Genomic DNA, 11,783 nt, shown 5'->3' with positions numbered 1-11,783 from the left:
TGTAGCGCCTGGCGTTTTCCAGCAGGTTGCGGATCAGCCGGCGCAGCAGGCGCGCCGAGCCCTGCAATGTCAGGCTTTCGGTCTGGGCCGCCGTACCCAGCTCGGCTTGCACGCGCGCACATTCCTCGGCGGCCAGTCCGGTGAGGTCCACGGTTTCGAAGGGTTCGGCATCGGCCTGCCTGGCATCGAGCCGGCTGGCCAGGAGGATTTCGTCGATCAGTTGGTCCAGCTCGCTGATGCTGCGCGAAATCTCGGCACGCTGCGATGAACCTGCGCCTTCGCCCATGAGTTCGAGGCCCATGCGTATGCGCGCCAGCGGCGAACGCAGCTCGTGCGAGGCATTGGCCAGCAGGGATTTATGCGAGGTCAGCAATGCTTTCTGCGACTCCATCAGCGTTTCAATGCGTTCGGCGGCATGGTTGAAACGTTCGGCCAGAAAAGCCACTTCATCGGTGCCTTGCACGGCCACGCGGGCCGACAGGTCGCCGCTGCCCCAGCGCTCAACGCCGCGCTGCAGGCCTTCGAGCCGCTGCGTCAGGCGGCGGATGATGGGATAGGCGCCCAATGCCACGGCCAATGCCACCAGACCGAGCATCCAGCCAAAGCCGAACGGTGGCCGGTTCCAGGCGTTTCTGGCTGGGCGTTTGGGCCGAGGCAGCTCGAGGTTCAGCACCTGGCCGTCCCGGGTCACCAGGTCAAACTCCATGCCATCGCCCGGTTTACGGTCGGCTCTGGTCTGCGCCCGGCCGATGATTTCGCCGGCCTGGTTGTGCACCAGGACTTCGCGTATCGGCAACACCGGGGGGTCGGTACTCAGCTGCCATGCCGCGCCCATCAGGAAAGCAAGCACCACCACCGTGGCGACGACGGCGAGCCAGATGCGCACATAAAGGTGCGAGGTAAAACGTGACCACATGACGGAAAAGTGCTAATCCTGTTGCTTGGCGAAAACATAACCCACACCGCGCACGGTGAGTATGCGTTTCGGGTCCTTGGCATCCAGTTCGATGGCACTGCGGATGCGGCCCATGTGCACGTCAATCGAGCGGTCAAAGGCTTCGAGCTCGCGGCCGCGCACGGCTTCCATGATCTGGTCACGGCTGAGCACGCGGCCGGCGCGTTCGGCCAGCGCCACCAGCAGGTCGAACTGGTAGGAAGTCAGTTCGCAAGTCTTGCCGGAGACAGACACGGTGCGTGCGTCGCGGTCAATCTCGAGCGAGCCGAAACGCATGGTTTGCTGGGTGCCCGCCGTGTTGGCGGTTTCACCGCCGCGGCGCAGCACAGCGCGGATGCGGGCCAGCAGTTCGCGCGGTTCAAACGGTTTGGGCAGGTAGTCGTCGGCGCCGATTTCCAGGCCGACAATGCGGTCCATTGGGTCGCCCTTGGCGGTCAGCATCAGCACCGCAGTGCGTGAGGCATCCCCACCCATGCCCTTGATGCGCCTGCACACCTCGAGGCCGTCCATGTCGGGCAGCATCAGGTCAAGAATCACGAGGTCGGGCTTGCAGCTTTGCAATGCTTCCAGGCCTTTGCCGCCATCAACTGCATGGGTGAATCCGTAGCCCGACTGGCGCAAATACTCCCCGACCATGGCCGCCAGGCGGGTGTCGTCTTCGATCATCAGAAGTTGCTGTGTCATGGGCTGGCTCACTGCGCGAGTGCTTGCGGGCTGATCAGTGTAGCTACTGGCGCCCGATGCGGGGCTGGGCGCCAGCACATCGGTGGTAAACGGGCTCGGGCTGCGGTCACTCATGGGGGCTCCTTTTTCAATGACCGCTTCATGGTGCGCGCCGCGCAACAAGTCGCGTTAAAGCGCCTGTAAAGTTAGGTAAACCGCTGAGGCTGGTAGCTGATGAAGGTGGCTCAAAGGCGCAATGCTACTATTTTGATAGCTGATTGCGCCCGCCAGTCAAGGGTTGGATGGCATTTTCATGCGTGAAGCCAGCCAAACCAGCAACAGCACCGGGACCCCCAGCAACGCTGTCCCCATGAAAAAACTGCTGTAACCAAACGCATCCACGTAGGTGCCCGAATAGCCGGCCAGAAACTTCGGCAGCAGCAGCATCATGGAGCTGAAGAGCGCGTACTGGGTGGCCGAATAGTTGATGTTGGTCAGACTCGACAGGTAGGCAATGAAGGCCGCTGAAGCGATGCCGCTGGAGAGGTTGTCGGCCGAGATCACGAAGATCAGGGCGCTGACATCGTGCCCGCGCGAACCCAGCCAGGCAAACAGGAGGTTGCTCCCAGCACTGAGCACCGCGCCCAGCATCAGCACACGCATCACGCCAAAGCGCATGGCCAGTGCACCGCCGACAAACGCACCAACCAGCGTCATGATGACGCCATAAATTTTCGTGACGGCCGCCACCTCGTCCTTGGTGTAGCCCATGTCCACGTAGAACGGGTTGGCCATGATGCCCATCACCACATCGCTGATGCGGTAGACGGCAATCAGCGACAGGATCAGCAAGGCGTGCTTGCCGTAGCGGCGCAGAAAGTCGGCAAAGGGGATGTAAAAGGCGTGGGTGAACCAGGTGGCCGCAGGTACAAGTCGTTGGGGCAAAGGAACACGCCAGCCGTTTTCAGGTAAGCCTTTGATAAGCCCGGTTTTTGCCAATCCCACCACTAACGCGATGAGCAAAAGCAGGGGTACGAAGAACATGCTGTATAGGACGAGCGCGCTGAGGTACTTCATACTCACTGATAGAAGTAGCACAGACAAAAGTAAAGCGATCGCAAGGAGCAAGAATAGGCCATACAACGGGACGCCGGTCGAGGAAAACCGGGCTCGGGTAGCGGCAGTTTCCAAGCTATCTATTTCAAGAGCCTGTTGTATCGGCTCGGGCGAAAACAGCACGGTCACCACGCCCAGCAGCATGGAGGCAGCCATGACGAGATAGGCGGTTTGCCAGGCGCCGTGCTGGTAGGCAATCACGCCGCCGGCACCGACCACTTCGGCTCGTGCGGCAATCCACAACACGCCGGCACCGGCCCAGATCATCGCCATGCGGTATCCCGTCTGGTAGGCCGCTGCAAGCGCCGCCTGGCGCTGCACGTCGGCCGACTCGATGCGAAAGGCATCCAGCGCGATGTCCTGCGTGGCTGAGCCAAAAGCCACGGCCAGCGCACACCACACCACCGGCAGCAGCGCAATTTTGGGGTCCGTCAGTGCCATGCCGACCAGCGCCGCCATGATGACGCCCTGCGACAGCAGCAGCCAGCTGCGCCTGCGCCCGAGCAAGCGCGTGAGCAGCGGAATCGGCAACCGGTCCACCAGCGGCGCCCAGACCCATTTGAAACCGTAAGCCAGCCCGACCCAGCTCAGGTAGCCAATGGTGGTGCGGTCAATGCCGGCTTCGCGCAGCCAGAAACTCAGGGTGCCAAAAACCAGCAGCAGCGGCAGGCCGGCGGAAAACCCCAGCAGCAGCATGCGCAAGGTAGGGGGCTCCAGGTAAACCCGCAGGGTTTCGGCCCAGCTGGGGCGGGCTGGGGTAGTCAGGGAGGGGGGAGTTTCAGGAAGCGGTGTCGGCTGACGCGGCGGCAAAGGTTTGTCGGGTAAGGTCTCGCTCATGCGGGAATAATACGCTGTGACCCTCCTGCCACGCATGCAGGAAGATGCCCTGTATTTTGGAGATGGCGATGACATTTGTTAAGAAACCGACGCTGGCTGTGCTGGCTTGCGCCCTGCTGCTGGGTACCGCGCCGGCCATGGCCCAGGGCGACGGCGTGGCGGTGGGGCGCAACTCGGGCTTTACCCAGCTGGTGCCCGCCGGGGAAATTGAGCAGGCCGCCAAGCAGCAGTACGGCAAGATGATGCAGGAGGCGGCGGCCCAGAAGGCGCTGGCCCCGGCCAGCCATCCGCAGCTGCAGCGGCTACGCCGCATTGCTCAGCGCATCATTCCGCATGCGGTGGGCTGGAATCCGCGCGCCAAGGACTGGCAGTGGGAGGTCAACCTCATCGGCAGCAAGCAGATCAATGCTTTTTGCATGCCTGGCGGGAAAATTGCCTTTTACACGGGCATTCTTGACCAGCTGCAACTGAATGACGACGAGGTCGCCATGATCATGGGCCACGAGATGGCGCATGCCTTGCGCGAGCATGCACGGGAGCGCATGGGTAAATCGGCAGCCACCAATATCGGCGCCGGCCTGCTGTCGCAACTGCTAGGCCTCGGAGACCTGGGCCAGACGGTGGCGGGCTTGGGCGTGGAGCTGCTCAATCTGCGCTTTGGCCGCGAGGATGAATCCGAGGCCGATCTGGTCGGCATGGACCTCGGCGCGCGCGCCGGGTTTGATCCGCGCGCAGGCATCACCTTATGGCAAAAAATGGCTGCCGCCAACAAGGGTGCACCGCCGCAGTGGCTCAGCACACACCCGGCAGGTGCCACGCGAATTGCGGACATGGAGCGCAACATGCCCCGGGTGATGCCCCTGTACGAACGGGCCCGCAAAGGTTGACGGGCTTCAGGCGCGGTCTGCACTGGCTGGTGGGGTAAGCTGACCGCTGACGATGCCTTCTTCTCCCAGCGCCGGCCCGGACGCCGGCAAAAAATCACCCCTGGCCGCCGCCGCTTTGTGGCTGCAGTCGTTGCGCCCCGCGCGGACCCGGATCAATGCGCGGGAGCGCTGGCGTATTGTCCTGGGGTCCTTTGTCGGCATCTTGCTGGCTGGCCTGGCCTGTCATGTGGCGGGTGGCACGGCCGATTCCGCTTTGCTGTGGCTGGTCGCGCCGATGGGCGCCAGTGCGGTGCTGGTTTTCGGCGTGCCCGCCAGTCCGCTGGCCCAGCCCTGGTCGGTGGTTGGCGGCAACACGCTGTCGGCACTGGTCGGCATTGCCTGCGCGCGCTGGATCGGGCCGCCGGAACTGGCCGCCGCCGTAGCAGTGGGGGCTGCGATCGGCCTGATGCTGGCCCTGCGTTGCCTGCACCCGCCCGGAGGTGCTTCGGCGCTGATGATGGTGCTGGGCGGCATCACCGACCCCTGGTTTGCGCTGTTTCCGGTGTTGTTCAACGCCGTGCTGCTGGCGCTCGCCGGGATTGCCTACAACAATGCCACGCGGCGTGCCTATCCGCACCGGCAGCAGTCCGTTGCGGACGGGAAAGGCTTCAGTCAGGCCGGGGCCGCCGATGCTGACCTGGACGCGGTACTCGCCCGGTACAACCAGGTGCTGGACGTCAGCCGCGACGACTTGCAGGCCCTGCTGGAGCAGATGAAATGGCAGGCCTACCAGCGCAAGCTGGCCGGGATCCGCTGTGCGGACATCATGTCGCGCGACCTGGTGACGGTGACTCACAGCACGCTGCTGGAGCACGCCTGGGCCCTTCTGCGGGAGCGCCGTATCAAGGCGCTGCCGGTGGTGGACGCGGATTTTCGTGTGCTGGGCATCGTGACGCTCGCCGACTTCATGCGCGCTGCCGAGCTGCAGGGAAAGGGTTACCAGGGCATGGACACCCGGCTGCGAAAGTTGCTGGGCGCCATCGGTGTCTCGGGCAAACCGCCGGTGGTGGGCCAGATCATGACGCGCCAGGTTCGCGTGGCCAGCGAGCAGCGTTACCTGGTGGACCTGGTGCCTCTGTTTGGCGGCACCGGGCACCACCACATTCCCATCATTGCCGACGACGGGCGGTTGACGGGCATCATCACGCAGTCGGACATGGTGGCGGCGTTGTTCGAGTCGCCCAAGCCCCCCCATTGAGCCCGGCTTACCTGCTCAATGGCAGGCTGGCACGGATGCGCCGTGGTTTAATAAAAAACACGTCATGAACAAACCATGTCATCCGGCCCGTTCCCTTTCTCTGCGGGGACTCCGCTGTCAGCGCGGCAGCGGGCTGGCATGCGTGTGCCGGCGGTCATGAACACGCCGCAACAGGAGTTCCAGAAATTCCTGGATGAGCAGCGGGCCGACTACCGCCGCCTCCTGCCGGAAAAAATGGCGCAAATCCACGCGTTGTGGCAAGCTGCGGCCACCGGCGGGGATGCAGCCGCACCTGCGCTGGCCGATCTGGGACGCCTGGCGCACACGCTGGCCGGAACGGCAGGCACCCTGGGATTTCGCGAGGCAGGCCTGGCTGCCAAGGCGCTGGAACTGCTGCTGGAGCAGGCTGGCGAAAGCGGCTCGTCCCTCCCGCTGGCGGGGAACCAGGACATTGTTCATGCCATCGCCGCGCTGCAGGCCAGTCTGCCTTCGGATGCCCCTCTTTCTTGACACAAGGACCCTGACATGCCCCAAACACTTGCCCGAATTCTTTATGTCGAAGACGAACCCGACATCCGTGCGGTTGCCCAGATGGCCCTGGAGGCTGTCGGCGGCTTCACCGTGATCGCCTGTTCGTCCGGCAGCGAGGCGCTTGCGGCAGCTCCCACCGCGCAGGCTGACCTGCTGCTGCTTGACGTCATGATGCCGGGCATGGATGGGCCAAGCACACTGAAGGCGCTGCGCGACATGCCCGCCACAGCCGCCACGCCGGTGATCTTCATGACGGCCAAGGTGCAGGCCGCCGAAGTGGCGCAATACCTCGAGCTGGGCGCGATCGACGTGATCCACAAGCCGTTTGACCCGATGGAGCTGTCGGCGCAGATCAGTCGCATCTGGACCCTGCAGAAACCCTGAAACAACGCAGTCTTGCAAACCCGGCAGACATGTGTCCGGCAGGGCGGGCGTTTCCCGCCCGAAACGCCCGCCAACCCCCAGAGAACCCCGCGCCATGCCCCACCCCAGCCCGCCGGAGCCATCCGGTGACATTCCCGTGACCCGGCACGACTCCGCCTCGCTGTCAGCCTGGGCGCCGCTCGGCTTGCCGGTTTTCCGCATGCTCTGGGGCACCTGGATGGCAGCCAACATCTGCATGTGGATGAACGATGTTGCGGCTGCCTGGCTGATGACTTCGCTGACCACCTCGCCGATCTGGGTTGCGCTGGTGCAGTCGGCCTCGACCCTGCCGGTCTTCCTGCTCGGGTTGCCCAGCGGAGCGCTGGCCGACATCCTGGACCGGCGGCGCTACTTCATCATCACGCAGTTCTGGGTGGCCGCTGTGGCTTTGCTGCTGTGCCTGACGATCATCATGGACGTCATGACCGCGCCGCTGCTGCTGGCGCTGACCTTTGCCAATGGGGTCGGGCTGGCGATGCGCTGGCCGGTATTCGCCGCCATTGTTCCGGAACTGGTGCCCCGCGCGCAGCTGCCCGCCGCGCTGGCGCTCAATGGGATAGCCATGAATGCCTCGCGCATCATCGGGCCCCTGGTGGCCGGCGCCCTGATTGCCAGCGCAGGCAGCGAATACGTTTTCATCCTCAACGCCGTGCTGTCCCTGATTGCGGGTTTTGTGATCATGCGCTGGCGCCGCGAGCACGTGCCCAGTCCGTTGGGGCGCGAGCGCCTGATCAGCGCCATGCGTGTCGGTGTGCAGTTCGTGCGCCAGTCGGCGCGCCTGCGCGCGGTGCTGTTGCGGGTGGCGCTTTTCTTCTTTCACTCCACTGCTTTGCTGGCACTGCTGCCGCTGGTGGCGCGCGGTCTGCATAACGGTGGCGCGGGTACCTTCACGCTGCTGCTGGCGTCCATGGGTTCAGGTGCCATTTTTGTGGTTGCTTTTTTGCTGCCACGCCTGCGCCGCACGTTCTCCCGCGATGCGCTGGTGCTTGGCGGCATGGTGCTGCAATCGGTGGCGACGGCCGTCGTGGCCTTTGCGCCGAATGCCTACATTGCCGCCCCTGCCATGTTCTTTGCGGGTGCGGCGTGGATCACCACGGCCAACACCCTGAGCGTGTCGGCGCAGCTTGCTTTGCCCGACTGGGTGCGAGCGCGCGGTATGTCGATTTTCCAGATGGCGATCATGGGCGCCAGCGCCCTGGGCGCTGCCGTGTGGGGCCAGATTGCCACCGTGACCAGTGTGCCGACCAGCATGCTGACCGCTGCCCTGACGGCGATTTTCTCGATCAGCGTCACGCAGCTGCTGCTGCGCGACCGCAGCATTGAAGAAGACCTGACACCTTCGCGCGAGTTCAAGGTGCCGAGCGCCGAGGCGCCGCCGTTGACCGGCCAGGTGCGCATCACCATCGAATACCGCATCGACCCAGCCCGGGCCGGGGAATTTCGCGCGCTGATGCAGGAAAGCCGGCGCAGCCGGCTGCGCCAGGGTGCCTTGGCCTGGGAGCTGCTGCGCGACATTTCCGATCCGGGGCGTTACATCGAGCAGATCACCGATGAATCCTGGACCGAACACCTGCGCCGTTTTGACCGCGTGACAGCGGGTGACGTGGCACTGCGCGACCGCAAGCTGGCGTTCCACCTGGGTGAAACGCCGCCGGTGGTGACGCGTTTGGCGCTGGAGAGTTAAAGCCACATTGGCGCCGGGCCCGGGATGCTCCTGGACGGCTTCCCCGAATACCGTCCAGCTTGCCTGTTTTAAAGAGAAAACAGTCTTCAGCCCTTATTGTGCGGGTGCTAATAGCTACATATTTAATAGCAAAATAGTGGAGGAAGGCAGCTCCGAGCTCGGAAGTTCCGTCGCGTACGGTGCCCCAAATGACCCGGCTTCAACCGATTTGAAAAGATCGGTGACCTGCGCATGGTACTGGAGACCACGATCACACATCGCCTATGCAACGCCGCGCTGAAGGGTGTGCCAGCTGCCAGCTCCCACGGTCCCGTCATGTCCAGCAACCCATGCATGGCTGTGGCCAAACCCAAGCCCTGACTACACTATGAAATTAATGACGCTCATTGAACAATTCCTGTTGGGCTCCTTCATCCTGGCCGGCGCCACGGCCGGGCACGCCGCAGATATTCCTCCCGCCGCGGAAAAAGGCCCGCTGCGTGCCGCGCTTGCGGAAAGCTGCGAGGGAAATCGCGGAGTGGTGCGTCACTTCCGCGGTTCCACTGTCGCCATGGTGGTCACGGCGGTTAACGGCACTTACGTCACGGGCCGCGGCCAGGCGGTGACGCAGAGCTTGGTCCGGCTGGACCGCATCGACGGCATCTCGGCGGCGCTTTAACGCCCGGCACCCAGATGACTTCTCGCGCGCGTCACGCATTCGCTTTTGCCGGCGCACAGCTGCTGGCCCTGCCAGGCTTTGGAATGGCGCTTTTCCTGTACATCGTCGGCAGGGTGACGGGCAGCGGCGGCTGGCTTCAGGGGGTGTTTGAGCTGCTGTTTTCCGGCGTCGTGCTGCTGCCGGTAGTTCTGTTGTGCGCGGTGCTCTTGCTGATTGCGGGCTTGTTCTCCTCGGTGCGGCCATGGGCTTGCCTCGTGCTGTTGTTGGTCAATGTGGCCGTGCTGGTTGTTGCCGGGATGCTCAACCCGGCCACCGACGTCGCGGAGTGGGTGATCTGGGTTCTCACGGCACTTTCGGCCGCGGCTGCGGCCACGCTGGCGTGGCAGGCGTTCTCGCTGGCGACGTGGCCTGGGCGGAACATGCTGCGAGGCCTGATCCTGCTGGTTGTTGCGGTTGGGCTCGGACTCGGACTTGCGCTTGGACTTGCAGGCGGCGGCGGTGCCCCAGTTTCGACGCTCACCGAACAGGAGCAGGCACTTGCTGCGGTGCCGCCGGAGAGCGTTTTCGATGGCTTGTTGGGGGGCACGCCCACGCGCCTCACGGTGCATGACTGCAAGGTCTACCGCGCTTTGCCCGGCAAGGACGCTTGGGAAAAGGTGCTGGAGCCGGACATGTATCCGTTCTACACAGTTTGTGATCGGCAGAGCCTGCAGGTGGAAGAGGGTGCAGTCACCGTCACCTTGGGGCGCATGGCCTTTGGTGCGGGAGGCTGCTGTGCCACCGGCGGCACCTACCGTTCCACGGATGGTGCGCTGTGGAAAAAATTGTGAGGTTGGTCCGGACAAATTGGGCAATGCCGTAACCGGCTTCCGTGCGAGAGCCGTAGGCGCAGCAAGAGATAATTGGTCGTGCGTTACTCAATCATCTTTTCAACATTGCTTCTTTGTTCCGCCTGCAGCGAAACCTCGTCGCAACCCGCCAACGTCACCCCGCCCGCCGAGCTTGCCAACACACCTGCATTACCCAACACAAAAGAGGCTACGCAAGCATTTCTTGAGACAATGGAAATGCAAGAGCAGCGAGAAGCCGAACTAAAGCTTGGAACCTGCATACCAGCTGTTCAGGCCAAGCACCCAGGTCAAGTCGCGTGTACGGTGGCATTGAAGATAGGGGCTGGAACTTCTGAAACCCAGGCAGATTTTTACCGCAAAGGTAATAAATGGGTGGCCCAGCCGAGTGCATCGCAAGATCAGCTGCCATTCCCAGACCCCAAGCTTTAAAGGGCAGGCCTGTACGCCTTGCAATCTCGCGAATGGGCATCTGATACTGCAAAGATGCGGCACATGGCGCACCTTTGCGCCCGCGGCGCTCCCGATTGCCAGAAAAATATCTCTGGCCGTTACCGCGCTGCGGAAAGCAAACGCCACGCACTCGTCAGCGGCGCGCATCCGCCCCAGCCATGGGCGCGTCCGACACCTGGCGCATCTGCGACGCCGCGAAGGTAAGCACGGTGATGGCCACCAGCAATCCTCCGCTCGCGGCGAACAGCTGCCCCAGGCTCAAGCTGCGCAGCACCCAGCCGGTGAGGGCGGCGGACATCGGCGCCAGGCCCATGAAGATAAACATGAACAGGCTCATGGCCCGGCCCAGCAGCGCCGGCGGCACGCGGCGCTGCAACCAGGTGAACACCGCCACATGGAGGAAGCCGCTGAGCAGGCCGATCGCCAGCAGCAGCGCCGCGCCTTGCCAGGCGGCAGAGATCTGTCCCATGGGTATGAACAGCAGGCCGACCAAAGCATCGACCAGCAATATCGTGGTGCCCAGGGTGCCGACGCGCAGGCGCGGCTTGATGCCGGCCAGGACCATGCCGAGCAGCGTGCCCGCGCCGTGCGCACCCAGCATGACACCCAGAGCCGCCGCGCCCAGGTTCGGTTGCGAGCTGGCCAGCACCGGCAGTGCAATCTGCACCGGCCCGGTCACCAGCACCGCGATGGCAGCCCAGTACAAAAAGCAGGTACGCAGCGGCACGTCTCGCCAGAAAGCCCGCAAACCTTCGGCGATGGCGGTCAGCACCGCTGGCCCCGCGGCCCCCGGTCCGGCGGCGCGGGCATGCTGCTGAACCTTGGACAAGGTCCAGGCGGACAGCGCAAATGTGAACGCGTCGAAGGCAAAAGCCAGGCCGATGCCGGTGGCGTCGGCGATGGGAACCGCGCCGCTGGCACCGGCGCCCTCGCGGTTGCCCGACAGCGCGATCAACAGGCCGGCCAGCAGCGGGCCGAGAAACATCGAGACCTGGCGCAGGCCCAGCATGACGCTGTTGGCCGCTTGCAACTGCTCGGGCCTGACCACCGAGGGCATCATCGCCGTGCCCGAGGGAATGCTGAAGGCCGTGGCCAGCCCGATGCCCAGCGCCAGCAGATACACCAGCCACAGCGACAAGTTGTCTGTGAGCACCAGCGCCGCCAGCACGCCCAGCAGCAGCGTGTTGATGTGCTTGGTGAGCATCAGCACCTGTTTGGGCGAATGGCGGTCGACCAGCGCGCCGCCGGCCAGGATGAACAAGGCGCGCGGCACGCTGATCAGCGCCAGCACCGTGCCCAGCACCAGGGTGTCGCCTGTCATCTGCAATACCAGCCAGGGCAGTGCGATCAGCGAAAACTGGTCGCCCAGCATGGACAGGGCGGCACCGCTCATCATCCAGGCGAAATTGCGGTCGCGAAACAGGGCGTTGCGCGCGGTGGCGGGTGGCGTCGAAGGTGTTGTCATGGCTTGCTTGCTTGAGAAGTGATGCC

Annotated in this window: 12 protein-coding genes; 8 read left to right on the top strand and 4 right to left on the bottom strand. The window is 64.0% G+C overall.

Features of this window, described 5'->3' with window-relative positions:
- The 3 genes from ABI660_RS14715 to ABI660_RS14705 form a co-directional block, all read right to left on the bottom strand.
- Nucleotides 1-916 (bottom strand): histidine kinase dimerization/phospho-acceptor domain-containing protein (locus ABI660_RS14715; RefSeq protein WP_348069311.1); only part of this gene is annotated, 916 nt, incomplete at its 3' end.
- Nucleotides 917-928: 12 nt separating this feature from the next.
- Nucleotides 929-1,639: a response regulator transcription factor gene (locus ABI660_RS14710; RefSeq protein WP_348069319.1), complete on the bottom strand. Its 711-nt coding sequence runs from the start codon at nucleotides 1,637-1,639 to the stop codon at nucleotides 929-931.
- Between the two features lie 270 nt (nucleotides 1,640-1,909).
- Nucleotides 1,910-3,571 carry a permease gene (locus ABI660_RS14705; RefSeq protein ID WP_348069309.1) on the bottom strand — a complete coding sequence of 554 codons (1,662 nt, stop codon included), beginning with the start codon at nucleotides 3,569-3,571 and terminating at the stop codon, nucleotides 1,910-1,912.
- A 68-nt stretch (nucleotides 3,572-3,639) separates the two neighbouring features.
- On the opposite strand from ABI660_RS14705, the gene ABI660_RS14700 reads away from it, so the two are divergent.
- From ABI660_RS14700 to ABI660_RS14665, 8 genes are all read left to right on the top strand, one after another.
- Complete coding sequence (locus ABI660_RS14700; protein ID WP_348069307.1) at nucleotides 3,640-4,458, top strand: M48 family metallopeptidase; 819 nt, start codon at nucleotides 3,640-3,642, stop codon at nucleotides 4,456-4,458.
- A gap of 52 nt (nucleotides 4,459-4,510) precedes the next feature.
- A complete protein-coding gene (locus tag ABI660_RS14695) occupies nucleotides 4,511-5,695 on the top strand; it encodes an HPP family protein (RefSeq protein WP_348069305.1) in 1,185 nt (394 codons plus the stop codon).
- 156 nt (nucleotides 5,696-5,851) lie between these two features.
- A complete protein-coding gene (locus ABI660_RS14690) occupies nucleotides 5,852-6,205 on the top strand; it encodes an Hpt domain-containing protein (protein WP_348069303.1) in 354 nt (117 codons plus the stop codon).
- Between the two features lie 15 nt (nucleotides 6,206-6,220).
- A complete protein-coding gene (locus tag ABI660_RS14685; RefSeq protein WP_348069301.1) occupies nucleotides 6,221-6,610 on the top strand; it encodes a response regulator in 390 nt (129 codons plus the stop codon).
- A 94-nt stretch (nucleotides 6,611-6,704) separates the two neighbouring features.
- Complete coding sequence (locus ABI660_RS14680; protein ID WP_348069299.1) at nucleotides 6,705-8,333, top strand: MFS transporter; 1,629 nt, start codon at nucleotides 6,705-6,707, stop codon at nucleotides 8,331-8,333.
- A 376-nt stretch (nucleotides 8,334-8,709) separates the two neighbouring features.
- Nucleotides 8,710-8,991 (top strand): hypothetical protein, encoded by a 282-nt coding sequence (locus tag ABI660_RS14675; RefSeq protein WP_348069297.1) that lies wholly within the window; start codon nucleotides 8,710-8,712, stop codon nucleotides 8,989-8,991.
- Nucleotides 8,992-9,005: 14 nt separating this feature from the next.
- Nucleotides 9,006-9,821, top strand: a complete 816-nt coding sequence (locus ABI660_RS14670) for a hypothetical protein (RefSeq protein ID WP_348069295.1) — start codon at nucleotides 9,006-9,008, stop codon at nucleotides 9,819-9,821.
- A 78-nt stretch (nucleotides 9,822-9,899) separates the two neighbouring features.
- Complete coding sequence (locus tag ABI660_RS14665) at nucleotides 9,900-10,271, top strand: hypothetical protein (RefSeq protein WP_348069293.1); 372 nt, start codon at nucleotides 9,900-9,902, stop codon at nucleotides 10,269-10,271.
- 154 nt (nucleotides 10,272-10,425) lie between these two features.
- On the opposite strand, the gene ABI660_RS14660 is transcribed toward ABI660_RS14665, so the two are convergent.
- Complete coding sequence (locus tag ABI660_RS14660) at nucleotides 10,426-11,757, bottom strand: MFS transporter (RefSeq protein ID WP_348069291.1); 1,332 nt, start codon at nucleotides 11,755-11,757, stop codon at nucleotides 10,426-10,428.
- Nucleotides 11,758-11,783: the final 26 nt, after the last annotated feature.

Origin of the sequence: Polaromonas sp., assembly GCF_039930745.1 — a bacterium.
GTDB lineage: Bacteria > Pseudomonadota > Gammaproteobacteria > Burkholderiales > Burkholderiaceae_C > Polaromonas.
This window is presented reverse-complemented; position numbering and strand designations above follow the sequence as displayed.

What these genes read in the sequence shown, in the direction of transcription:
- ABI660_RS14670 (WP_348069295.1), top strand. Translation starts at nt 9,006, where the DNA reads ATGACTTCTCGCGCGCGTCACGCATTCGCTTTTGCCGGCGCACAGCTG.
- ABI660_RS14680 (WP_348069299.1), top strand. Translation starts at nt 6,705, where the DNA reads ATGCCCCACCCCAGCCCGCCGGAGCCATCCGGTGACATTCCCGTGACC.
- ABI660_RS14710 (WP_348069319.1), bottom strand. Translation starts at nt 1,639, where the DNA reads ATGACACAGCAACTTCTGATGATCGAAGACGACACCCGCCTGGCGGCC.
- ABI660_RS14685 (WP_348069301.1), top strand. Translation starts at nt 6,221, where the DNA reads ATGCCCCAAACACTTGCCCGAATTCTTTATGTCGAAGACGAACCCGAC.
- ABI660_RS14700 (WP_348069307.1), top strand. Translation starts at nt 3,640, where the DNA reads ATGACATTTGTTAAGAAACCGACGCTGGCTGTGCTGGCTTGCGCCCTG.
- ABI660_RS14690 (WP_348069303.1), top strand. Translation starts at nt 5,852, where the DNA reads ATGAACACGCCGCAACAGGAGTTCCAGAAATTCCTGGATGAGCAGCGG.
- ABI660_RS14675 (WP_348069297.1), top strand. Translation starts at nt 8,710, where the DNA reads ATGACGCTCATTGAACAATTCCTGTTGGGCTCCTTCATCCTGGCCGGC.
- ABI660_RS14660 (WP_348069291.1), bottom strand. Translation starts at nt 11,757, where the DNA reads ATGACAACACCTTCGACGCCACCCGCCACCGCGCGCAACGCCCTGTTT.
- ABI660_RS14695 (WP_348069305.1), top strand. Translation starts at nt 4,511, where the DNA reads ATGCCTTCTTCTCCCAGCGCCGGCCCGGACGCCGGCAAAAAATCACCC.
- ABI660_RS14705 (WP_348069309.1), bottom strand. Translation starts at nt 3,571, where the DNA reads ATGAGCGAGACCTTACCCGACAAACCTTTGCCGCCGCGTCAGCCGACA.